The organism is Sorangium sp. So ce296 (genome assembly GCF_051529605.1).
Classification (GTDB): Bacteria; Myxococcota_A; Polyangia; order Polyangiales; family Polyangiaceae; genus Sorangium; species Sorangium cellulosum_D.
On sequence record NZ_CP150325.1, the window covers coordinates 6123110 to 6146863 of the forward strand.

At 72.3% G+C, this 23754-nt stretch carries 18 protein-coding genes; 3 read left to right on the forward strand and 15 right to left on the reverse strand.

What is annotated here, in order from left to right:
* Positions 1 to 5: 5 nt before the first annotated feature.
* The 9 genes from gspE to WME98_RS22840 all read right to left on the reverse strand — a co-directional run bounded on the left by gspE (position 6) and on the right by WME98_RS22840 (position 9646).
* Positions 6 to 1784: a type II secretion system ATPase GspE gene (gene gspE / locus WME98_RS22800; RefSeq protein WP_061622494.1), complete on the reverse strand. Its 1779-nt coding sequence runs from the start codon at positions 1782 to 1784 to the stop codon at positions 6 to 8.
* Positions 1781 to 4420, reverse strand: coding sequence for a type II secretion system secretin GspD (gene gspD / locus WME98_RS22805; RefSeq protein ID WP_437953181.1), 2640 nt, complete (start codon positions 4418 to 4420; stop codon positions 1781 to 1783). Before gspD ends, gspE begins: the two co-directional genes overlap by 4 nt.
* 53 nt (positions 4421 to 4473) lie before the next feature.
* Positions 4474 to 4773 (reverse strand): hypothetical protein, encoded by a 300-nt coding sequence (locus WME98_RS22810; protein ID WP_437953182.1) that lies wholly within the window; start codon positions 4771 to 4773, stop codon positions 4474 to 4476.
* 42 nt (positions 4774 to 4815) lie between these two features.
* The gene (gene gspC / locus WME98_RS22815; RefSeq protein ID WP_437953183.1) at positions 4816 to 5790 is read right to left on the reverse strand and encodes a type II secretion system protein GspC; all 975 of its coding nucleotides are present in this window, start codon (positions 5788 to 5790) and stop codon (positions 4816 to 4818) included.
* Between the two features lie 208 nt (positions 5791 to 5998).
* Positions 5999 to 7411, reverse strand: a complete 1413-nt coding sequence (locus WME98_RS22820) for a sigma-54-dependent transcriptional regulator (protein ID WP_437953184.1) — start codon at positions 7409 to 7411, stop codon at positions 5999 to 6001.
* Between the two features lie 127 nt (positions 7412 to 7538).
* Positions 7539 to 8096 carry an isochorismatase family protein gene (locus tag WME98_RS22825; RefSeq protein WP_437335104.1) on the reverse strand — a complete coding sequence of 186 codons (558 nt, stop codon included), beginning with the start codon at positions 8094 to 8096 and terminating at the stop codon, positions 7539 to 7541.
* 2 nt (positions 8097 to 8098) lie between these two features.
* Positions 8099 to 8542 (reverse strand): hypothetical protein, encoded by a 444-nt coding sequence (locus WME98_RS22830; RefSeq protein WP_061625806.1) that lies wholly within the window; start codon positions 8540 to 8542, stop codon positions 8099 to 8101.
* On the reverse strand, positions 8542 to 8922 hold the full coding sequence (locus WME98_RS22835; RefSeq protein ID WP_061625805.1) for a (2Fe-2S) ferredoxin domain-containing protein: 381 nt from the start codon (positions 8920 to 8922) through the stop codon (positions 8542 to 8544). The genes WME98_RS22830 and WME98_RS22835 overlap by 1 nt, the downstream gene beginning before the upstream one ends.
* A gap of 100 nt (positions 8923 to 9022) precedes the next feature.
* Positions 9023 to 9646, reverse strand: coding sequence for a hypothetical protein (locus WME98_RS22840; protein WP_437953185.1), 624 nt, complete (start codon positions 9644 to 9646; stop codon positions 9023 to 9025).
* Between the two features lie 115 nt (positions 9647 to 9761).
* Between WME98_RS22840 and WME98_RS22845 the strand changes: the two genes are divergently transcribed.
* Entirely contained in the window at positions 9762 to 10463 is a 702-nt protein-coding gene (locus WME98_RS22845; RefSeq protein WP_437953186.1) for a TetR/AcrR family transcriptional regulator, read from the forward strand.
* 63 nt (positions 10464 to 10526) lie between these two features.
* Here WME98_RS22845 and hisN read toward each other — a convergent pair whose 3' ends face one another.
* The gene (gene hisN, locus WME98_RS22850; RefSeq protein WP_437335113.1) at positions 10527 to 11324 is read right to left on the reverse strand and encodes a histidinol-phosphatase; all 798 of its coding nucleotides are present in this window, start codon (positions 11322 to 11324) and stop codon (positions 10527 to 10529) included.
* 96 nt (positions 11325 to 11420) lie between these two features.
* Positions 11421 to 12449, reverse strand: coding sequence for an alpha/beta hydrolase (locus WME98_RS22855; protein ID WP_437953187.1), 1029 nt, complete (start codon positions 12447 to 12449; stop codon positions 11421 to 11423).
* 151 nt (positions 12450 to 12600) lie between these two features.
* On the opposite strand from WME98_RS22855, the gene WME98_RS22860 reads away from it, so the two are divergent.
* A complete protein-coding gene (locus WME98_RS22860) occupies positions 12601 to 14493 on the forward strand; it encodes an AraC family transcriptional regulator ligand-binding domain-containing protein (RefSeq protein WP_437953188.1) in 1893 nt (630 codons plus the stop codon).
* 467 nt (positions 14494 to 14960) lie between these two features.
* Here the strand turns inward: WME98_RS22860 and WME98_RS22865 are convergent, their stop codons facing one another.
* From WME98_RS22865 to WME98_RS22880, 4 genes are all read right to left on the reverse strand, one after another.
* Positions 14961 to 17174, reverse strand: coding sequence for a hypothetical protein (locus WME98_RS22865; RefSeq protein ID WP_437953189.1), 2214 nt, complete (start codon positions 17172 to 17174; stop codon positions 14961 to 14963).
* Positions 17171 to 18625, reverse strand: coding sequence for a hypothetical protein (locus WME98_RS22870; RefSeq protein ID WP_437953190.1), 1455 nt, complete (start codon positions 18623 to 18625; stop codon positions 17171 to 17173). The genes WME98_RS22865 and WME98_RS22870 overlap by 4 nt, the downstream gene beginning before the upstream one ends.
* A 581-nt stretch (positions 18626 to 19206) precedes the next feature.
* On the reverse strand, positions 19207 to 20001 hold the full coding sequence (locus WME98_RS22875; RefSeq protein WP_437953191.1) for a hypothetical protein: 795 nt from the start codon (positions 19999 to 20001) through the stop codon (positions 19207 to 19209).
* A gap of 202 nt (positions 20002 to 20203) precedes the next feature.
* A complete protein-coding gene (locus WME98_RS22880) occupies positions 20204 to 21229 on the reverse strand; it encodes a hypothetical protein (protein ID WP_437953192.1) in 1026 nt (341 codons plus the stop codon).
* Positions 21230 to 21700: 471 nt separating this feature from the next.
* Between WME98_RS22880 and htpG the strand changes: the two genes are divergently transcribed.
* Positions 21701 to 23689, forward strand: coding sequence for a molecular chaperone HtpG (htpG, locus tag WME98_RS22885; protein WP_437953193.1), 1989 nt, complete (start codon positions 21701 to 21703; stop codon positions 23687 to 23689).
* Positions 23690 to 23754 lie beyond the last annotated feature (65 nt).

Consider the following 23754-nt stretch of genomic DNA (forward strand, 5'->3'; position numbering starts at 1 on the left):
CTTCCCTACTCGTCGACGATGACGTCTTCCTGCGTCGCCGCGAGGACCTCCTCGACGGTGGTGATGCCCAGGAGCACCTTTCGTGCCCCGTCGTCGCGGAGCGTATCCATCCCCTGCGAGATGGCGACCCGCTTGATGGTCTGCGCGTCCGCGCTCTTCAGGATGAGCGGGCCCACCGCGTCGTCGATGACCATCAGCTCGTAGATGCCCCGCCGGCCGACGAAGCCCTTCTGGTTGCAGGCGTCGCAGCCGCCCGGTTTGTAGAACACGGCCCGGTCGATGTCCTGCCCGATGTAGTCGTATTTCTGCCCGTGCACGCTGTAGCGGTTCGACAGCTTCCGCCGCGCCTTCCAGGCGAGCCGGTCCTGGTCGAGGCCGAGCTGCTGGAGCTCGTAGTCCGACGGGCGGTAGGGGACCTTGCACGCCGAGCAGAGCAGGCGCACGAGGCGCTGGGCGAGGATGCCGATCACGCTGCTCCGCACGAGGAACGGCTCGATCTCCATCTCGACGAGGCGCGTCACGGCGCCGGCCGCGTCGTTCGTGTGGATGGTCGAGAGCACGAGGTGGCCGGTCAGCGACGCGTGGATGGCGATCTCGGCCGTCTCCTTGTCGCGGATCTCGCCGACCATGATGACGTCCGGATCCTGGCGGAGGAAGGCGCGGAGCGCCGAGGCGAAAGTGAGCCCGATCCCGGGGTGGACGTGGATCTGATGGATGCCGCCGATCTCGTACTCGACCGGGTCCTCGGCGGTGAGGATGTTCCGGCTCGGCTCGTTGATCCGGTTGAGGCAGGCGTAGAGCGTCGTCGTCTTGCCGCTGCCGGTCGGGCCGGTGACGAGGATGATGCCGTCCGGCCGCTGGATGAGCCCGTCCATGAGGGCGTACTCGCGCGGCGCGAAGCCGAGGTCGTCGAGCCCGAGCAGGACCGACGCCTTGTGCAGGATGCGCATCACGATCCGCTCGAAGCCGCGGCTCGTCGGCACCGTCGAGACGCGGATGTCGACGCTCTTGCCCGCGATCTTCAGGGTGATGCGGCCGTCCTGGGGGAGCCGCTTCTCGGCGATGTTGAGCGACGCCATGATCTTCACGCGGGCGATGATCGGCGCCATGAACTGCTTCGAGGCGCGCTTCGCGACGTAGAGCTCGCCGTCGATCCGGTAGCGGACGACGACGTCGCGCTCCTCGGGCTCGATGTGGATGTCGCTCGCCCGCTCGCGGACCGCCTGCGCGAAGAGGCCGTTGACCCAGGCGATGATCGGGGCGTCGTCGTCCGAGTCGATGATGTCGACGAGGTTGTCCTCCTCGAGCGCCTGGTCGCCCTCGAGCTTCGTGCCGCCGTCCTCCTTGCGCTCCCAGATGCGGTTGATCGCGTTCAGCACCGCGTCGCTCGTGGCGACCGCGATCTCGACCGGCTTGCCGAACAGCGCCCGCACGTCGTCGATCGCGGTCGTGTCGAGGGGGTCGGCGACCGCGCAGTAGACGACCCCGTCGTGCTCGGAGAGCGGCAGGATCTTGTGCTGCTTGGCGTACGTGATCGGCACCCGGCTCGCGAGCTCGAGCGGCACCGCGTCGATGTCGATGCGCGGGAGGAGGCCGACCTCGCACTCCTCCGCGAGCGCCCTCGCGATGCTCGCCTCGTCGGCGATGTTGGACGAGACGAGCAGGTCCGCGAGCGGCTGACCGCGCTCGCGGACCGTGTCGAAGAGCGGCACGAGCCGCTCCGCGGAGACGACGCCCCGCCGCACCAGGATCTCGCCGAGGTACTGCTGCTGCTGCATGCTCATTCGACGCGCTCCATCTGCCGTCCGCCGGGCGGGCGTCGCACGGGGCGCGGCGGCGGCGGCGCTCCGTTCTGCGGCGGGGGCATGTCGCCGTCCATCTCGACCATACCAGGGGCCATCGGCCCTGCGGCCGCGCCGGCCTTGCCGCCGAACGTCGGCAGCCCGACCGGCTCGACCGGCGTGTGATCCTGCGGCCTCCTCGGCCGCGCCTCCTCCTCGAGGCGCGCCCGCTCCTCCTCGGTCAGGATCGACTGCCGGATGTCCTCGACGAGCCCGTTCGCCCGGCTGAAGTCGCGCGGCGGCTCCCAGGCGGCGCTGTCGCTGAAGACGAAGTAGCGGTCGATGAACTCCTGCCGCTCCTGCATCTTGCGCTCGAAGATCGCCCGGAGGTCCTCCTGGTCGCGGATGACGTACGGCGTCAGGACGAGCAGGAGGTTCGTCTTCGCCACCTCCTTGACCCGCTGCCGGAACAGGAACCCGAGCACCGGGATGTCGCCGAGCACCGGGATCTTGGTCTCCCGGGTCTGCATCGAGTCGCGCACGAGGCCGCCGATCACCACGGTCTGCTGATCCCGGACCACGAGGGTCGTGCTCGCGGTGCGCTTGTTGATGGGGATCGCGCCGAGCGCCCCGAGCGGCGCGCCGGCGTCCGAGATCTCCTCCGTGAGCTCCAGCCGCACCTGGTCCGAGTCGTTGACGTGGGGGATGACCTTGATCTTCGTGCCGACGTCCTGGCGCGCGGCCTGGCCGCCGAGGCCGCCGAGCAGGCCGCCGAGGCCCCCGAGGCCGCCGAGCGCGCCCGCGGCCCCCGCCGCGCCGCCCGCCAGGCTGGCGAGCTGGTTGAGCCCGCCGCCGCCCACGTTGGTCTGGAGCGGGATGTTCTGGCCGATCGAGATCTCGGCCGCCACGTTGTCGGTCGCGAGGATGTGCGGCGTCGCGAGGATGTTGGAGTCGCCGTCCTGCGCCAGCGCGTGGAGGACGATGCCGAACGCGGGGATCGACAGGCCCGTCCCGAAGATGTTGCTCGAGCCCGGGATCTCGGCGCCGCGGACGCCCAGCGCGAGCGCGCCGAGCTCGGTCGGCAGGCCGCCGACCGAGGGCACGACGTTGTTCCCGCCGTAGATGATGCCCTGGCCGTTGGCGGCGTCGAACGGCGCGCCGGCGTGGTAGCCGATGCCGAAATTGAGCGAGCGCTTGACGTCCACGTCCATGATCACGGCCTCGATGAACACCTGCCGCCGGGGCTCGTCGAGCTGGTCGATCACGGTGCGCAGCTGGGCGTAATCGTGGGGCGACGAGGTGATGAGGAGCTTGTTGCTCGCCTCGTCGCAGGTGACCTTGACCTGGCCCTCGAAGATGTCGTCGGTCGAGCCGGGCACCGGGGGGGCGTTGCGCGCCGCGCCCCTGCCGCCCACGGCCGCGCCGCCGCCGCCGCCGGCGCTCCCGCCGAGGACCTGGTTCAGCGTCGCGGACAGCTCCTTGCAGCCGGCGTGCTGGAGCGAGAGCACGTGGACCTGCCCCTCGCCCGTCTGCGGCACGTCGAGGCGCTTCAGGATGCCGAGGACGCGCAGGTAGTCCGGCTCGCTGGCGGTGATGATGAGCGAGTTGGTCCTGTCGTCCGCGATGATGCGCGCGCCGGTGCCGCCGCCGCCGGGGGCGCCGCCCCTGCCGGGCCTGCCCCCGCCGCCGCCGGCCCTGGGGTCGACGATCTCGTTCAGCTTCGTCGCGACCTCCGCGGCGGAGCCGTAGTGAACCGGCTGCACCCACAGCTGATCGCCGGCGCCGCCGACGTCGATCTCCTCGACGATCCGGAGCATGCGCTGGATGTTCGTGCCCGTGTCCGTGATGATGAGCAGGTTGCCGGGCGGGTAGACGGTGACGTCGCCGTCCTTCGACTTGAACTTGGTCAGGACGCCGCCCGCCTCGTTGGCGTCGATATGGGACAGCCGGTACATGCGGGTGACGAACCGGTCCTCCGCGGGCACGGGCGCGGCCGTCCCGAACACGGGGGTCGTCTCCGACACCGCGCCGGGCGTCTCCACGATCTTGAGGAAGCGGCCGTGGGGGATGACGGTGAGGTCGTTCGACGCGAGGATCGACAGGAACGCGCTGTACGCCTCGGCGACCGTCACCTTCTCCGGCGCGTACACCGTGGCCTTGATCTGCCGGAGCTTGCCGCCGTAGATGAACCGCCGCCCGGTGATGTTGCTGATCGCCTTCACCAGCTCGGGCAGGTCGGCCTCGTCGAGGTTGAAGCTGACCTTGTAGCCGCCGGGCTTCGGCTTGAACTCGATCTCCTGGACCCCCTGCTTGACCGCGGCGAGCGGGTCGTCGCCGGTGTCGCCCGGCGCTGCGCCCGGCGCCCCCGGCGCGCCTGCCCCGGGCGCGCCTGGCGCGCCTGCCCCGGGCGCGCCCGCGCCCGGCGCGGCTGCGCCCCCGGCGGCCGGCGTCCCCGAGGGGACCCCGGGGCGACCGGGCGCCGGCGCGCCCTGGCCCGGGGTGCGCAGCACGGGGGCGTTGCGGTTCGCGGGCTGCGCTGCGGCCGGCGGGGCCGCCGCGGCGAACACGAGCGCCGCCACCGGCGCGGCGAGGAGCCTCCTCCGGAGGCAGCAGGATCGCTCGAGGGTCGTCATCACCATCAGTCGACTCGATATTCTCTGCGTTGGTTTTGGGGTGGGGGAGGCGGCGCCGCTCAGTCGGCGCTCGGCGCGCTCTCGCGCTCGGCCGGCGAGGGGGGCCGCGGCCGCTTCGAGCGGGATGTCCTGCCCAGGGCGGTCTTGCTCGCCCCGGCGGTGGCCTCGCCTTCGGCCTCGTCCGCCGCGTCCGCGGCGCCTTCGGCGCCGTGGGGCGGCAGGACGGTCTTGGCGACCGACACGAGGAGCAGGCTCATGACCCCGACGAACGTGAGTGAGCCGAGGACGAACGTGCCGACGTACATCAGCGTTCGCCGCAGCAGGCTCCCCTCGTCCAGTCTACCTATCCATCGCGCCATGCCACTACCCTGCTTTCATCCCTGGAATTCAGTCCGCAGCGCTCACTTGATGTTGAAGTCGATGTTCATCGGCTTGCCCTTGCGGTTGATGCTCACCGTGAGCCGGTCCGCCGTCCGGAGCCGCGCATAGGCCTCGAGGGCCTTCTGCGGATCGCTCATCTCAAACCCGTTGATGCTGGACAGCCGGTCTCCGTTCTCCAGGCCGAGCGTCCCGAGCAGCGAGTCCGGTCGAATCCCGAAGAGACGGATGCCGACCACCTTGTCGCCCTCCTTCTCGGGGACGATGCGCGCGGAGCGCATCAGCTCGCCCTGGTTCTCGAGGATCTGGTCGACGGCGCTGCGCTCCACGTTGAACTCCGTCTCGCTCACCCGCTGGATCTTCGAGGCGATCTCGGGCGGGACCTTCTTGCCGCCGCGGGCGGTCGACTTCGACGTGCTCGTCGGCGCGGGCGTCACGGGCGTCGGCGCCGCGGCGGCGCGCGCGACGGCCTTGCTGCCGCCCACGATGGCCTGGCACCGCGAGCTGCCGGACGTCAGCCAGACCCGGTCCCACCCCACGTAGTAAACGGTCTGCCCGCTGATCTCATCCCCCTGCCGCCGCAAGATCGCCTTGCCGTCCGAGCCGGCCATCGCCGCGAACGACCACGCGGGATCGTCGGCCTGCGTGATGAGCAGCACGCGGGCGCCGTCGCACGACGGATCCTCGTACGGATCCTTGTTGCTCATCTCCTGCTGCACGCTCGGGATCTCGACCGGCTTGCCGTCGAGCGGCCCCGTCACCGAGTCGAACGGGTTGCGCGAGAGGATCGGCCCGGCGTGCGTCGCGTGGTCCGTGCTCGCGGTCGACCCGAACGACGCGGGGCGCGGCGGCGCGGCCACCGGCGCCGGCGGCGCGTCGATCGCGACGCTCGAGGCCACGAGCTGACCCATGCCCGACGCCTGGAAATAGGCGGCGAGCGCGATCAGCGCGCCCAGCACCCAGGGGAAATACCGCTTCAGGATCGCGTCGATGCCCATGCGCCCGTGCTCCTCTAAGCGAGTTTCGTGCCAGGGGTCAATCGCTGGCCGTTCCCCCGCCTTTTCTCGGAAATACGGAAGCTGCCCCGCCAAGGTGACGCACCCGAGGCGCGCGGGGCGGCCTCCTTTGCCAAAGTGACAAATGGATTTTCGCCGGGGGTGCCGGCGCGCCGGGGCGCGCCGTGTCCGCCGGACGGCGCGCGCGCGATCACTCCAGCTCGCCGAGCTTTCGGTAGATCGTGCGGGTCGAGATGCCGAGCAGCTGCGCGGCCACGGATTTGTCCCCGCGCGCGTGGCGGAGCGTCTCGCGGATGAGCCTGCGCTCGACCTCGTCGAGGGGGGTGCCGACCGAGAACGTGAGCGAGCTCGGCTCGGCGGGGGCGGCCTCGCGGATGAAGTCGGGCAGGTCGTCGACCGAGAGCTGGTCGCCGCGGCAGAGCACCACGGCGCGCTCGATCACGTTCTCGAGCTCGCGGACGTTGCCCGGCCAGGTGTAGTCGGTCAGGCGCGCCAGCACGTCGCGCGGCGCCTCCAGGCGGGGGCGGTTGTTCTTCGTGCAGTAGACGCCGAGGAAGTGGTCGACGAGGAGCGGGATGTCCTCGCGCCGGGTCCGGAGCGGGGGCGCGGTGATCGCGATCACGTTGAGCCGGTAGAACAGGTCCTCGCGGAAGCGCCCCGCCGCGACCTCGGCGCGGAGGTCCTTGTTGGTGGCCGCGACGAGGCGCACGTCGGCGCGGACCGTGTCGCCGCCGACGGGCTCGTACTCGCCCTCCTGCAGCACGCGGAGGAGCTTCACCTGCACGGCCGGCGAGAGCTCGCCGATCTCGTCGAGGAACAGCGTGCCGCCGGCCGCCTTGGCGAAGCGGCCGTCGCGCTTCGCGAGGGCGCCGGTGAACGCCCCGCGCTCGTGGCCGAACAGCTCGGCCTCGAGGATGGTCTCCGGGATGGCCGCGCAGTTGACCGCGACGAACGGCCCGCGCGAGCGCGCGCTGCGCTCGTGGATGAAGCGCGCGAGCAGCTCCTTGCCGGTGCCGCTCTCGCCGAGCACGAGCACCGTTGCGCTCGAGGGCGCCGCCTGGGTCGCGATGTCGAGCACGCGGCGGAGCGTCGGGCTCGAGCCGACGATCTCGCGCTTCGTGAGCAGCTTGATCTCCTGCCGCAGCGACCGGTTCTCGGCGACGAGCGACTGGCGCTCGGCGGCCTTGCGGACGCTCTTGATGATCGTCATCCGCTTGAGCGGCTTCTCCACGAAGTCGTAGGCGCCCTCGCGCATGGCCTGGACCGCGGTCTCGACGGTCCCGTACGCGGTCATCATCACGACCTCGGTGTCGGGCGCGAGCTGCTTGAGCGCGCGGAGCAGCTCGAGCCCGCTGACCCCCGGCATCATGAGGTCGGTGAGCACCACCTCGACGCGGCGGCTGCGCACGATCTCGAGCGCCGCCTTCGCGCTGTCCGCCGTGATGACGCGCATGCCGTCGCGCTGGAAGATCTTCTCGATCGAGGCGACGTTCGACGGCTCGTCGTCGACCACGAGGACCGTCGGCGCGCCGGGCGGCGGCGCGCCGCCGGCGGGCGGCGGCGCGCTCGGGGGGGCTCCGACTTGTGCCAGATCGTCAGCCATGCGTCACTGTGTCACGAACGTCAGCGGCGTGTCCAGAAGAGCACGGGTCTGACAAAGTCCGAGCCGGCGGCTGCCAAACTGACACGGCGACCTAGGCGCCGCGCGGCCCGCGGAGATCGCGGCGATCTCAGCGGATGAGCTTCGACAGGTGCTTGAAGTCGTCCGTCCCGGCGACCTTGAGCCAGTCGAAGACGACGGTCTCGGCGGTGGTGATGGTGGCGCCTGCGGCGCGGCAGAGGTCGAGGCCGGCGAGCCGGTGGTCGTCGCGGCGCGAGGCGACGCCGTCGAGCGGCACGTGGACCGCGACGCCGCGCGCGGCGAGCTCGCGGACGGTCTGGAAGACGCAGACGTGCGCCTCCATGCCGACGACGATGGCGGTGCGGGGCGCGCGCTCGCCGAAGGCGCGCTCGAACTCGAGCGCGTCGCAGGCGGAGAACTCCATCTTGGGGATGACCGGCGCGCCCGCCTGGGCGAGCTTCTCGGCGAGGGGCGCGACGGTGCGCCCGAGCCCCGCGGGGTACTGCTCGGTCGCGAGGACGTGCGCGCCGAGCCGCCGCGCCGCCTCGATCAGCAGGGTGGCCGCGCGGGTCAGCGCGGCCATCTGGGGCGCCGGCATCGCGGCCGCGAGCTTCTCCTGCACGTCGACGACGATGACCGCGCTCGCGCTGGGCTCGAGCCTTCGCATGGCTACCTCGCGGTCCGGAAGCTCTTGAGGAACCGGAGCAGGTCGCTCCGCAGGTCGAAGCGGAGGAGCGCCTCGCCGATCACGGCGCCGCCCTCGCCGACGAGCACGCCGGGCAGGACGGTCATCGACGCCAGCAGATCGCTCGGGCGCACGGTCTTGCGGCCGGCGAACGCGCAGCGGCGGCCGTCGTTCGCGGTGAACTCGAAGGAGTAGGGGAGGGTGCCGGTGCGCGCGAGGTCGAGGCCGAGGCGCCCGGAGAGGTAGCGGTGATCGGCGAACCCCTCGGCGTCGATCTCGCCCTCGATCTCGACCTCGGGCTTGCGCAGGAAGGCGAGGAGGCCGCGCGAGCGCGCGCGGATGGTGAACGACATGGGCCGCTCGTCGGCGGGGGACTCGACCAGGTGGAAGCTCCCGGCCATGGTCTCGCAGAACTCGAAGCCGCGCATCACGCCTCCGGCGGGCGGCGGGGCGGCGCCGGCAGCGGCGGGCCGGCCGTGGCCTCGGTGAAGTCCTCGGGCGGGAGCACGAGCCGCTCGACGCGGCGGCCCTCGGCGAGGGCGTCGACGATCTCGGGGACGTCCGCGGGGGTCACGCGCCCGTAGAAGTAGCCGTCCGGCTCGACGGCGATGACGGGGCCGGCCCAGCAGACGTCGATGCAGCTCGCGGTGCAGGCGCGCGCCTCGGTCTTGGCGAGGCCGCGCTCGGCGAGGGCCGCCTTGAGCTGCGCGTGGATCCCCTCGGCGCCGCGCTGGGCGCAGGAGCCCTTGGGGACCCCGTCCGGGCGGCGGTTGACGCAGACGAAGAGGTAGCGCTTTCGCTGGGGCACGGGGCGGATCCTCGTGCGTGGCGGGCTCCGGGTCAAGCTGGCGGGGCGGAGGGGCGCGCGTCGCGGCCGGCGGAGGCTGCCGGCGCGCCCGATCTGTCCCTCAGGCCTCGACGCCCGCGGCGCGCCGCGCGCGGTGCCGGCGCAGCGCGAGGCTCACGAGCCCGATCGGCGTCACGACCAGCACGAGCGGGAGCCCCGCGACGCCCACCACGAGCCCCCCTAGGGTCGCGAGCGCCAGCCAGAGCGCGTCGCTCACCGTCGGGCCGGACGAAGGCGCGTCCGCGCGCATCTCCCGGCGGAGATCGCCGACGGTCCGATCGAGCAGCGCCTCGAACGGCCGTCCATACAGGCTCTCGCTGCGGCGGCCGCGGAGGAACGCGCGCACCGTCCGGCGCGGGGCCGAGAGCAGCCCGGCGAAGAGGCCGCCCAGGTTGAGCTGCCACGCCGCGACGAAGTCCTTGCAGCCGGCGCCGAGCTCCCAGGCCGAGATCTCGAACTCGCCGATCGTGTTCGTGTCGTAGCCCGTGAGCACGTGGTGCAGGTCGTGGTACCGCACCGCGCGCACGCGCGCCGGGGTGTTCGGGAACGGCACGGGCAGGGGGCCGAGCTTGAAGTCGACCCACGCGTCCCCGTACCCGCCGTCCGCGCCGAACCCGTTCACCTCGAAGTAGATCGCCCGCGCCTCCCGCATCGTGAGGCCCTCGTCGTAATGCACCAGCGCCATGGCACCACCCTCCGTTGGTGAGTACAGTCAATGACCATGGTCATTCTTTGGGCCAGCCCTGTCAAGTCCACCCGGCTTGACTCGTAACGGCGCGCGGCAGCACAGTGCGCAAACGATGAGCAGGGTCAGTCGTCAAGGTGCGGCGAGGCGCCGGAAGGGAGCCGCGTCGCCCGCGGCGTCGGACGCGCCGCCGTCCCCGGACGCGCCGGCGCGCGAGCGCGGCGGCCGCGCCCAGCAGAAGCTCGACACCCGCCGCCGCATCCGGGACGCGGCGTGGGCGCTCTTCACCGAGCTCGGGTACGACGGCACGACGACCAAGGCGGTGGCGGAGCGCGCGGAGGTCGCGGCGGGGACGGTGTTCGTCCACGCGCGCGACAAGGCCGACCTGCTCATGATGGTGATGCACGACCGGCTCGCGGCCGCGGTCGACGCGGCGTTCGAGACGCTGCCGCGCAAAGACCCCCTGCTCCCCCAGCTGCTCCACGTGTTCCAGCAGCTGTTCGCGATGTACGGCGAGCAGCCGCTCGTGTCGCAGGCGTTCGTGAAGGCCTTTCCCGGCGCGTCGGGCCCGAACGGCGAGCGGCTGAACGCCCTCACCTTCGCGTTCCTGCACCGCATCGCGGGCCTCGTGCGCGACGCCCAGGCGCGCGGCGAGGTCGACGGCGACATCGACCCGCTCGCCGCCGCGCACAACATCTTCGCCCTCTACTTCGCGGCGCTCCTGTCCTGGCTCAGCGGCTTCGCCACGCTCGGCGCGGCGCTCGATCCGGTGCTGAAAAACTCCCTCGCCCTCCAGTACCGGGGGCTCCGGGCGTGACGCCTGCGCCGGGCGCGCCTCCCCGGCCCCGCCCTCGCCGGCCGTCCCCGAGGCGCGCCGGCGTCAGCGCGCCTCGCGCTCGGCGAGGCCGGCGCGGAGCGCGGCGAGCACCTCGGCGTGGGCGCGCGGATCGCCGGCGGCCACCACGTCGCCGGCGCTGGCGGCGTCGAGCGGGCGACCCTCCCAGTCCGTCATGAGCCCGCCGGCGCCGGCGATCACGGGGACGAGCGCCGCGAAATCGTGGAGCTTGAGCCCGTGCTCGACGACCACGTCGATGCTGCCGCTCGCCACGAGCCCGTACTGGTAGCAGTCGCCGCCGTAGCTCAGCAGCTTGGCCCGCGACGCGACCGCGCCGAAGGCGCGCGCCGCCGCCGGCGGGAAGTACTGCGGGCCCGTGGTGGAGAGGCGCGCCAGCGAGAGCCCCGCGCAGGCGCGGACGCGCGCCGGGCTGCCGTTCCAGAGCGTCGGCCGGCCCAGGGCGCCGACCCAGCGATCGCCGAGGACGGGCTGGTCGATGACGCCGAGCACCGGCCTCCCCCGGTGCAGCAGGGCGATCAGCGTGCCGAAGAGCGGCTTGCCCGTGATGAACGCCTTCGTGCCGTCGATGGGATCGAGCACCCACACGTGCTCCGCCCCCTCGTTCTCGCGGCCGAGCTCCTCCCCCACGATCCCGTGCCCCGGCGCGCGCGCCGCGAGCAGCTCCCGGATCGCCGCCTCGGCCTCGCGGTCCGCGATCGTGACCGGGCTCGCGTCGGCCTTGTCGTCGGCCTCGATGCCCTTGCGGAAATACCGCCGGATCACCGCGCCGCTCGCGTCCGCCAGCCGCTCGGCCAGATCGACAAGGTCTTGGGAAGGCGTCATCGTCTCCGTCCTCCTCGAGGTCCCCGCGGAGCGCGCCCCGAGGGCCCGATCCAGTACGCGCTGCGCGCGCGCACCGCAACGGGCGCGGAGCGCGGCTCAGGCCCGCCGCGCGGTCGCCGCCTCGCCCGGGCGGCGGGGCGGCGCCGGCGGATGCGGCGCGCGCGCGGGCTCGGACAGGCGCGCCCGCAGGTACGCCCCCAGGGTCTCCGCGCCCCGGGCGCCTTCCGGGTGGACCTCGGCCAGGACCGGCCCGTTGTGCGGCATGTCCCGCAGCACGTCGAGCGTCACGTCGACGCCCGCCTCGCGGGCGCGCCGCGCGAGCTCGAGGCCCTCGTCCCGGAGGCGCTCGGCGTCGCCGACCTGGACGAACAGCGGGCCCAGGCCGTCGAGGCGCGCGCGCAGGGGGGACAGCCGGGGGTCCTCGAGCGGGATTGCGCCGGCGAAGTCGCGCGCCTGGCGCGCGAGCCCGTCCCGGGTGCCGTAGTCGGTGGGGTCGTTCTCGCGGGTCGAGGCGCTGCTCGCGGTGAGATCGAGCCAGGGGGAGATGAGCGCGGCGCAGCGCGCCTGCTCGCCGCGATCGCGCAGCGCGAGCTGGGCGACGAGCGCGAGGTTGCCGCCGGCGGAGTCGCCGGCCAGCGCGATTTCGCCCGGCGCGTGGCCCCGCTCGACGAGCGCGCCGAAGGCGGCGAGCGCGTCCTCGAGCTGGGCGGGATACCGATGCTCCGGCGCCAGCCGATACTCGATCCCCACGACGCGTGCGCCGCTCGAGAGCGCGAGCCGCGCCATGAGATCCGCGTGGGTCTTCGTGGATCCGAACAGGTACGAGCCCCCGTGGAGATAGAGCACGACGCCTCGAGCCATCGCGCCTGGCGGCTCGAACCACACGGCGGGCACGCCCCCCAGGACGTCGGCCGTGCGTTCGACGCGGCGGACGGCCTTGTCGGGAGACAAGCGCGCGTCCAGATCGGCCCGGACCTTCGGATACGGCCAGTCGAGCATGTCGATGAAGTCGCGGCGGAACGCGCGGACCACCCATTCGAAGCCGAAGCCCCAGGTCGGCCGGGCGGGGCCGCGGCGGGCGCGCTCGACGGCCGTCTCCACGAATGCGAGACTGAAAATCTTCATGAGACGCAGCACCATGGCGAGGAACCTAGCCCAGGGCCCCTCCGGGCGCGGCGGCCGGACACGCCACATCGCGCGGCCTCGCGCGCCATCCCGGTCGCCCCATGAACGCGCCATCCCGGTCGCCCCATGAACGCGCCATCCCGGTCGCCCCATGAAGCCGCGCGGTAGCGGCGGCGCCGGCATCTCGGGCGCCATGGCCCTGCGCCTCGTGCGGTTCTTCGCGGACCGCGCGCTCGACACGGCGCCGCTCCTCGACGTGCTCGGCGCCACCGAGGGCGAGCTCCGGCGTCCTGCCTGCCGCGTCCCGTACGCCGCGCTCGACCGGGCCATCGAGGCCGCGGCCTCGCGCGTCGGGGCGGCGGGCCTCGGGGCCGCGCTGGCGCGCGTGCGGGACGAGGAGACGTACGGCGTCGCCGCGCTCCTGCTGCTCGCGGGGCCCTCGTTCCGCGACGGGCTCGCCCGCGCCGTCGCCTACCAGCGCGTGTGGGGCGACGGCGAGCGCTTCGCCCTGAGCGCGCTCCGCGGCGGGCTCGCCGTTCGCTTCGAGCATCCCGGGCGGAGCGCCCTGGCGCGCGCGGTGCTGGCCGAGTGCGCGCTCGTGGAGATCGTCGACGCGGTGCGGCTGCTCACCGGCAGGCCCGCGGAGGGCCACGCCGCGCGGCTCCGGCACGGCCGGCTCGGCCCCGATGACGCGCTGTGCGCGGCGCTCGGCGTCGCGCCGGCGTACGGCTGCGCCGAGAGCGCGCTCGCCCTGCCGGCGGAGGTGGCCGGGCGCCCGGTCGCGGCGCCGCCGGAGCTCCTGGTGCGCGCGCTCGAGCGGATCGCCCTCACGGCCGTCGCCGCGCTCCCCGCCTCCGCGTCGCTCGCCGACCGCATCGCCTCGATGCTGCGCGCCGAGCTCGACGTCGCCGCCCCGCGGCTCGAGAGCGTGGCGCGGCGGCTCCACATGAGCGCCCGCACGCTGCAGCGAAGGCTGCAGCGCGAGGGCACGAGCTTTCACGATCTCGTCGACCGCGAGCGCCGCGCGCGCGCCGTCGACCTGATCGACCGCGGGCGAGCGCCAAGGAGGCGGCGCTGCTCGTCGGCTTCGCCGAGCCGGGCAGCCTCGCGCGCGCCCGCAAGCGCTGGAGCGCAGGCGCGCGCGGGGCGTGAGCGGCGTCGTCCGGCGGCGCTGCTTCCGCGGATCGCCGCGGGGGATGGGATACGCCATCAAGAGGCTCAGCCACACGACAGGAACTTCGGATCGGCCAGCGTCTCGAACGGGATCGCGAAGCGCTCGTTTGCGGGCTCCACCTCCCGGCCGTTCTGCGAGAGCGGATGCCCACCCCCGGCCCGTGCTCGGCGCTCCGCGCCTGCGCGCGGTCCGCCCCTCCCAAATCGCGCGCTCCGCGCGCTCAGGGAGGGGGGCGTTGCCCAGCATTTCCAGGTGCGGAACCTGCAAGGGAGAGTGGGCGGGCGCCCCGCGTCACGACGTGATGCCCAGCAAGAAGAGGGCGTCGGCCCAGAGCGGCCACAGCGTGCGGTACGGGTGGGTCGCCAGCATTACACCGCCGCTCGGGAGACGACGGACGTGGTAGGGGGCGTGTTGCTCGAGAAACCGGACGTGTTTGCGCGTGGTGAGGTCCACGTCGTGCACGGGCGCGCCCTCTGCGATCATCTTCATGATCTCGCGGGCGTAGGGCTCCACGGCGCGCCAATCGTCGTCCGGGAGCGCCGACGCCTCAAGCGCGTCGAGAAGCACTGCCGGTGCAGTATCAATGGCCTGCAGAACCGCTTCCCGCGATACCTCAGCGCCGCCTTTGATCGCGATGCGCGCCCCGTGCGGAGCAGCGTCGACGCGCGCATGCAGCGCGTCCATCGACAACCCTGCGGCGCGTTCCACCTTGTCGTCGTCGTGCAGGTGCACCCACGAGAGAGCAAGATCACGCACGACGTCCGTGGCCGTCGCGTGGTAGGTCGCGCCGATTTCGATCGGGGCGCCCCAGTGCCCGAGCTTCGTACATCCTCCGGTCGTTACGCGTCTGCTCGCGCCCGGCGCACATAGGCGGAGCAGGAGATCCTCCACGTCCTCCTGGACAACGAGTGACGCCATGGCCGCCTCAACCTCGATCGATCTCGCGCTGGCGAGCAATCCGACGGGCAGGTGAAGCGGGAGCAGTTCCTCCTTGTCGAATGGCGACATGCCGAGAGGACCTGAGGCGCCGCGGCGGAGCTGCCCGTCGCCGCAGCAGTGGCTGCTGAAGCCCAGCGCACGTCCGGAGCGTAGCGTCACGCCGAAAGACGCCCAAGCGTACGCTTCCGTGCCGAACTGGGCATGCAGCGTCGCAGCGACTTCATCGACAGGAATCTCATCGCGCCATGTCGAGAATATCGACAGGCTACCGCAGCTCCGCCGCGGGTGAATGAGAGCCGACAGCGCCGCTGCAAATGCGTCGATTCTGTCCGACTCGTCACACCACGCGAAGAATGAAGGGGTTGATTCCCTCAAAACCCGCTGACCGCTTGGCTCGCTCATATCTCGATGATCCTGACAAAATGCTTGAAGCCCTCTCCGGAAATCTGAACGGTCTGGCCTGTGGCCTTGTCGAATAAATATCCGTTCTTGATGATCTTGTTGTGATCGTCGAAGGCCACGCCCTTCTTGATGATTATCTCGACTCTTGCGACGTCGCCGGCGAGTCCCTTCTCTTTCAGCGCCTTCAGGCCGTTCGTCAACTGCTTGATCGCTTCCTGGACGTGCGTCCCACTTTTTGCCTCGCTCACTGCGAGCTTATTCCATCTGGTTACCGTCACGAAATCGGGCGCCTTCGCGGCATCGCTGTAGGCAGGAGCGTTCCTCGGGATACCCAGCACCGTGCGCACTCCGTCATCGCCAACGCCGATCAGCGCCCGCCCATCGTCCAGAAGGAGCTTGGCCGCCTTCCTCTCGAAGGGGTCGATCAGCTTGGTGGTGACCGCCCCGCGCAGCGTCTTGTACGATGTACGCCGCGATGCGCGCAGAGCTGTCGCAAGCTCCTCGCCCATCTGCGCGATCTCCTCGGCGACCCGGATCGCTTCCGGCGTCATCCCGCCGGCGCGGCCGACCGCGCGCCACATCGGTCCGACCGCCCCGAGCCCGAACCCCACCCCCGAGAAGATCCGCTCCTCGTCACTGAGCTCCTGCCCCGACGGCAAGCAGAACGCCTTGCCCGTCACCGCCTCGCACAGGTCGAGCGCCGGCCCCACCACCGGCACGAACCCCACCCCGATGCGCGTCGTCGCGTGCACCAGCGTCTGCATCACCCCCGCGTACGCCTCGGCGCCTTCCCCGACCGTCGACATCGCCCCCGCGAACGCGCTGATCGTCTGATAGAGCTGCGTCTGCTCCAGATCGAGCGCCTCCCCGGTCCACAGGTTGAGGCTGTCTTTCAACTGGTCCGCGAGCGCGTCGAACCGCGGCTTCAGCACCGTGTCCACCTGCGCCCGCAGGTCCGCCGGCACCGGCGAGTCCACGAACCAGTCCGACGCATCCATGAACCGCCGCACGTACGCCGTGATCCGGTTCTGCGCCTTCAGGAACGCGTTCGTCTCCGCCAGCGACACCCCCATCCGGTCGCGCAGCGCGATCTCCAGCGCCGCGCTGTTGTCTCGCCACGCCCGCACGTTCGCCACGAAGTCCGCCCGCGCGACCACGACCCCGCCGCTCACGTCCGCCTCCAGCGCCGCGATCACTGCGTCCGCGTACGCCGCGTACGGGTCCCTCCCCTCCTCGAACGCCTCGTCCACCTCCGCGATGTCCGGCACCTCCACCCACGGCACCTCGCTCTCCCCGAGCGCGTAGTTCCACGGGTCGTCCGGATTCCACCCCTCGGCGCGCGCGTCCTGCGTCGCCAGGTCCGCCACCTCATCGGCCTGCGCGCCGAACTCGTCGAGCAGCCGTGCGAGCTCGCTCTCCAGATCGCTGACGCTCTTCTTCAGGTCGTCGACGAGCTGCTCCATCGCCGCCCGCGTCTCCGCGTCGACAACGTCCCTGTACCGGTCGAGGATCGCGTCGAGGTCGGTCCGCGAGATCTCGTCCAGCGGCCGGCTCACCAGGTCGTGCAGCTCCGTGTCGAGCTGCCGCAAGAGGTCCATCCGCGCCCGGAGGTCCGCGACCCTCGCTGCGTTGCGGAGGAGCTCCGCCATCAGCCGGGCGACCCTGACCTCCAGCTCCGCGATGTCGCGCGCGAGGTCCGGGTTGATCTCCGAAAGGCTCAGGTCGACCTCAGTGCTGCCTTCGAAGCCAGTCCCATCGCGGCGGAGATTGAAGAGCGGTTTGTGGAGCCCGAGCGGCTCCGACACGAGGTGCACCACCTCGTGCGACTGGGTACACCAGTCGTTGCCGTTCACGGTGTGGACCACGAAGTGAAACTCGTTTCTGCCCGTGCGCAGCAGCACCGAGTCGAACTCCGCCTCGAGCGTGTTGCTCCGCGAGCCGTCGTCGTAGGTCTGCAGCGCGCCCGGAACCCCGTAGGTGGGCAGCGGCGTCTGGTTCACCTCGAACATGGCGTTGCCCTCCGTCGTCAGCACGGGGATCCCGCACGACTCGACGTCATGGTGGCTGCTCCACAGCACGGTGTACGGCGTGCGCGTGCCGGCCCACGCCAGCGACGGCGCCAGCATCGCCAGCACCGTCGTGAGCGCGATGAGCTTCTGGAACACCGCGGCGCAGAAGCCGCGCCGCGCGACGTCCTTCGAGCCTCTCATGTCCCCTCCGCGCCGCGCACCGCGGCGTCATACGCGATCGCCGCGCCCTTCACGTCGCCCGCGTCGAGCCTCGCCTGCACCGCGTCGAGCGCTGCCGCGGCCATCCCCTTCTCCCGCAGCGCCGCGAGGCCCGCTGCGATCTTCCGCGGCAGGCCGGTCCTGAGCTCCGCCTCCGCAGCGTCGAGCTGCCCGCGGAGCGCCGCGCACCCGGCCTCGCGCCACGACGCCCCTGCCGCCTCGCAGAGCGGCCGCATCTGCACGAGCGCCACGAGCACCCCGCACCGCTCGGCGAGCAGCGGCAGCCCGAGCTTCTCGCTGACCGGCGGCGCCGCCGACAGCGCCGCCACCCGCGCGCGCGCCCCCTCACCGAACACCTCGGACGCCCTCTCGATCCGCGACCGCGCGATCGCCTCGCGCGCCCCTTCGTCCCCCTCCAGCACACCGAGCGCCTGCCGGCGCAGCGCGATGCCGCCGAGCAGCGCCGTCGCCGTCGCGTCGCTCCGGGCGACGCGCCGCTGCGCGTAGCCCAGCATGGCGCTCAGCGAGCGCAGCGCCCCCGAGGCCATGTCCGGCACGACCGCGCCACGGGTCGCGAGTACCTCCTTGTGCGGCGCGATCGCCTCCTCGAACCAGACCGCGAGCGCCTGGAGCTCCGCCGACAGCGTCATGATCTCCGCGGCGAGCTCGTTGGGCGCCCGGCTCGCCTCGCGCGCCGCCGCGAGCACCGCCTCCGCCGCGCCGTCGAGTCCGTCGATGCCCGACCGCGACGCCTGCTCCGAGAGCGCCGCGTACGCCGCCGTCTCCGCCGCCTCGGTCGCGCGGTACGCGGCGAACCGCGCCGCGACGCCCGCGTACCGGGATTGCAGCGGCGCGGCGTCGCTCCGGGCCTGCTCGAAGCTCGCCTGCGCGACCGCCATCGCCTGCTTGTCGGCCGCGAGCGCGGCCACGAGCGGCTCCTCCTTGGCGCTCGCCTTGTCGGTCATCGCCTGCCGGAAGTTGTCGGCCGCGCGGACCGGCTCCTCCTCCAAGATCGCCTCCTGGCGCTGCCTGGACTTCAAGAGCAGCCCGAGGAGCCTGCCGTGCAGGGTCGCCCGGAGCGACTCGGCGTTCTTCTCCTCGTCGCGCACATAGGCCACCGCCCGATCGATCTGATCGAACCAGGCCCGGAGCGCCGCCGCGTTCGCGGCGAGATCGTCGAGCATCGCGCCGCTCGGCTCGACCGCCCACATCTGGATCGGCAGCTCCCCGTCCTCCTCGGCCTCGCGCCACGCCCTGCCCGGGCCCTCGCGCGCGTCCACGCAGTGCTCGACGACGCTGGTGTTCGATTGCGCGCAGAACCGGCCGGGCGCGTGTTCCTCGCGCTCCCACAAGCACCCGCACGCCGTCGCGCCGAGCGCCAGGGCAGCTACGGCCGCCACGAGGATCGCCTTCCGCCTCGTGTTCCTTTTCATCCTCATTGCCTCCACCCCGCGATCTTTCTCGCCGCGCACGCTCGCCTGCTCGCGCCGGCAGAAGCAAGCGCCCACACCAAGGCGGTAGGACATTGCTCGGCCGAGGCGCCCGACCCGAGCGCCATTCCGTCCGCTCGACACGCGGGCCATCGCTGGACGGGAAGGCCGTCGCCTCGCGGGAGCAGTCCTGGTGGGTCCGACGGGAGACCTCGATGACGCCAGGGCCACCGACCATTGGAGCGCAGGGGACGTACCGGGTGTGGCGCTCGACGCAGCAGCCGCTCCGCAGGCGACGAGCGCAGGGCGAGACGCCGCCGGAGCCGCTCCGCGGGCGACGAGCGCAGGGCGAGACGCCGCCGGAGCCGCTCCGCGGGCGACGAGCCCAGGGCGAGACGGCGCCGGAGCCGCCGGAAAGGCGAGGTCCGGCCGCGCCGGAGCTGCCGAGCGCTTCGGAAGGGCTTCGCCCGCGGCGACGGCCGAGGGGAACGGCTCGGACCGCGGCTCGCCGCGGGATCATCGCGTTTCCCGGCCGTGGCAGCGCGATTTCGGGCGTGAGGGCCGCTCTCAGGCGCGGCCGGCGGTCAGCCGCCTTCGAGCGGCAGCGGAGATTCGGGCGAGGCGGGCTCCTCAAGGGGCAGCGCTTCGTCCTCCTCGGCCGCGGTCCGGCCGGGCCTGCGGCCTGACGGGCGCACCCTGGCGGCGAGATCCTCGAGGCCGGCGAACGTGAAGCTCGCGGCGAGCAGCGCGGCGCCCTGGCCGAAGCTCTTGTCGCTCTTGCGCATGGCATTCTGCTTCGCGCGCAGCGTCGCCTCCTTCTCGCGCTCCTCGGTCGCGACCTTCGCGAGCGCCTTCTTCAGCGCCGGCAGCTCGGCCGCGATCTCGTCGGCGAGCGCGGCGCGATCGAGCTTCATCGACGCGCGCCTCGGCTTCGGAAGCTTGATCTCCGCGTCCCGCAGGGCGCCCACGACCCGCTCGCCGGTCGTGACGAGCACGGAGGGGTCCTCGGGAACGGCCCCGTCCAGCCGCAGCTTGCGCAGGCCCGCCGGCCCGAACGCCGCGTCGACGGCGGCGCGCCCGTCGACGAGCACCGAGCGCAGCCGGGCGGCCGCCTCGTCGCGCGCCTCGCGGGGCGCGGCGTCGTCGGCGAGCTCGCGCTCGTGCGCGTCGTCGGCCGCCACGAGCGCGGCCGTGTCCGCGGCGAGCCGGCGCGCGACGAGGCGCACGAGCAACGCCATGTCGGGCATCTTCTCGCCGGACCTCAGGCAGGGCGCGAGCTCCGCCGCCATCCCCTTCGCGATCTCGTCGGCGTGCGTCTCGGCCGACGCGGCCACGGCGCGGCTGGACTTGTCCCTGTCGGTCACCAATTTCGACGCCATGCACCCCTCCTTCTCAGGGAACGCGGCCGCAACGGCCGCAACATGGCCCGGCAGGCTCGTCGATGCGCGAGCGCATCGCAAGACGCCGGCACGTTCACCGCGGGCCGGCAGCGCCGCTTCCACGCGCGGCAGCGCCGCTTCCACGCGCGGCAGCGCCGCTTTCACGCCCGGCAGCGCCGCTTCCACGCCCGGCGGCGCCGCGTCAGCGCCGCTTCCGCGGATCGCCCCGGAGGATCGGATACGCCATCAGGAGGCTCAGCCACACGACAATGAACTTCGGATCGGCCAGCGTCTCGAGCGGGATCTCGAAGCGCTCGTTCGTGGGCTCCACCTTGCGCTGCTGCGCCTGCGCCGTCGCGGGAGCGACGACCTCGGGCAGCCGCCTCCCGCCCATCTCGACGCTCGTGCCGACCGCCCCGGGCAGCGTCGGCAGCAGGGCGCCCTCGGCCGCCAGCGCCTGCTCCTCGGGCGTCCGCCGCGTCGCGAGATCCGGATCGACGATCACCGCCGCCGGCTCGAGCGCCTCCGAGCCCTCGCCGCCGCGAGGCTCCGCCGTCGCGACCCGCGCGTCCTGCTCCGGATCCTCCGGGCGGTCCACCGGGGCGTAGCGCGGCGCGACCTCGCCGGGCCTGCGGGCGCGGAGCTCGACCGTCACCCGGGTCGGGAGGTACACGCGCCGCACCTCCTCGGCCGGGACCACGGTGTCCTTGACCGACGCGGGCACCCCGGCGAGCTCGGGCACCTTCGCGCGCGCGGCGTCGATCGCCGCCTGCTCCGCGTCGATCGCCGCCTTGCAGCCCGGGAGGGACGGATCGAAGTCGAGCCCGACGGCGCTGGCGCCCCCCTTCCTCGCGTCCGGGTTGGCCGTGCACTCCCGGAGCACGCGCTCCGCGACGGCGTCGTCCTCCCGGTGCAGGACCGCGAGCGCGAGCTCCTTGCGATCGTCGATGCCGTTCGCGACCTCCGGCCGGGCGACGAAGCGGTAGCGCACGCGGAGCGCGAGGTTGCGCTGCCCCGCGGCGTCGACGACGGTCACGGCCTCCTTGAGGAAGCTGTCCGTGGTCGCGCCCTGGACCTCGCGCCGGCTCACCATCACCCGGGACCGCCGCAGCCCGGTGAACACCGAGCGCGTCTGCGCCCGCACGCGCTCGAGGATCTTGAAATCGCTCGTGTCGGTCGGGACGTAGACGTAGCCCTCGAACTGGAGCAGAGCGGGCGGACGCTTCATGTCCTCGTTGCCCGCCGCCTTGCCCCGATCGCCGCACCCCGCGAGCGCCAGCACCCCGATTACCGGGAGAACACGGACTACTGCACGGAGAAGTGCTACCACAACGGATCTCCCCGACGGCGAGGGTGCAACCCGGGTGAATCTAGCGCCGCCGCCCTCCTGACGAAACCCTTACCCTCCGGAAAAACCGAGCGAGGATGCAGGGATCGCGGGCCCGGCGACCTGAACGTGAGGACCCGGCCCGCGGCGTCCGACCTCGGGTCAGGTGTCGACCCGTGAACGCACCCGTGAACGCGTGAGCCCCCACCCTGGCAGCGCGCGTCGCCGCGGGTGAGCCACCCTGGCGCCGCGCATCGCCGCGGGAGGGCGGCGCGTCGAGCGCGGCGATCGCCCCGCGGCGCGGCCCGCGCGTCGCTCTGCTGCGCGGCGGGGGATTGCCCTTTCGAAAATCGGATCCATTTGGTCGCCGAGATGAACACGGAAAGCCAGAACCCCGAAACCAGCGGCGCCGCGCCCTCTGCCGAGCCTTCAGGCGCGGCGCCGGGCCAGCCGCCCGCGTCGACCGCGTCCGAGGAGGCCAAGGCCGCCGGCGCGGTCGAGCTCCCCTTCCAGGCCGAGGTGCAGCAGGTCCTCGCGCTGGTCATCAACTCGCTCTACGCGAACCAGGAGGTCTTCCTGCGCGAGCTCATCTCGAACGCGTCGGACGCCCTCGACAAGGCCCGCTTCCTGGCCCTCACGCGCGAAGGGGCCGCCGAGCAGGTCGGCGAGCCCGCGATCCTCATCACGCTCGACGACGCGGCCCGGACCCTCACCATCGAGGACAACGGCGTCGGGATGACCCGCGACGAGGTGGTGCAGAACCTCGGCACCATCGCCCGCTCGGGGTCGCTGGAGTTCCTGAGGGCCAACGCCGAGGCCGCGATGAAGCAGAAGGACGGCGGCAAGCTCCAGCTCATCGGCCAGTTCGGCGTCGGCTTCTACGCCGCGTTCATGGTCGCCTCGCGCGTCGACGTGCAGACCCGCTCGATGCTGCCCGGCGCCGAGCCCGTCCTGTGGCGCTCGTCCGGCGCCGGCTCCTTCACCGTGGCGCCGGGCGACCGCGAGCACCCCGGCACGAAGATCGTCCTCCACCTCAAGGACGACGCGCGCGAGTACACGAAGGCGTGGCGGATCAAGGAGATCATCCGCAAGTACTCCGATTTCGTCCATTTCCCCATCAAGGTGAACGACGAGGTCGCGAACCGCTCGGCCGCGCTCTGGACGCTGCCGAAGTCGCAGATCACCGAGGAGCAGCACGCGGAGTTCTTCCGGCACGTGACCGGCGGCTACGAGGGGGAGAAGCCGCTGCTCACGGTGCACCTGTCGATCGACGCGCCGGTGCAGTTCCACGCCCTGCTCTACGTGCCCGAGAAGGCGCCGCCGGACATGTTCCACAAGGACCGCAGGGCGGTGCGCCTCTACGCGAAGCGGGTCCTCATCGTCGAGGAGTGCGACAAGCTCACGCCGATGTACCTGCGCTTCCTGCGCGGCGTCGTCGACTCCGAGGATCTGTCGCTGAACGTCTCGCGCGAGATGCTCCAGGAGAACCGCACGCTCTCGCAGATCGAGCAGCAGATCGTCAAGCAGGTGCTCAAGTCGCTGAAGGACCTCTCCGAGTCGGATCCCGAGCGCTACGCGACCTTCTGGAGGGAGTTCGGCCGGGTCGTCAAGGAAGGGGTCACGAACGACTGGAAGAACAAGGACGCGATCGCCGAGCTCTGCCGCTTCGAGTCGATGAACACGGAGGCGGGCAAGCTCATCTCGCTCCGCGACTACGTGGAGAAGATGCCGGAGCAGCAGAAGGAGATCTATTACGTGACCGGCCTCGGCCGCCGCGCGGTGGAGCAGAGCCCGCACCTCGAGGCGTTCCGCAAGCGCGGCTACGACGTGCTGTTCCTCGTGGATCCGGTCGACGAGTGGCTGGTGAAGGCGCTGAACGAGTTCGACAAGCGCCGCCTCAAGAGCGTGACGCACGGCGACGTCGACCTCGGCAGCGAGCCGGAGAAGAAGGACCAGCCCGAGGAGGCCGTGGACGCCGCCGTGGCGGCGGTCAAGGCGGCGCTCGGCGACCGGGTGAAGGACGTGCGCGTCTCGCGCCGCCTCACCGACAGCGCGAGCTGCCTCGTCGCGGCCGAGGGCGACCCAGGGGCGAACCTCGAGCGGATCATGAAGCTCATCGACCAGAGCACCGAGGAGTCCAAGCGGATCCTGGAGCTCAACCCGAGCCACCCGGTGGTGAAGAACCTCAACATCCTCGCGGGGCGCGAGCCCGGCTCGGAGCGGGTGAAGCAGTGGTCCGAGCTCCTCCTCGACCAGGCCCTCCTCGTCGAGGGCGTGGTGCAGGAGCCGGCGCAGCTCGTCCGGCGCATCCAGGACCTGCTCGCGCAAGTCAGCTCCGCCGCGGTCAGCAACCAGGCCTGAGCGGCGGTTTGTTGGCCCGGATCGGGGGCCTGCGGTACGCGCGGAGGCGGCATCGGACGAGGTCG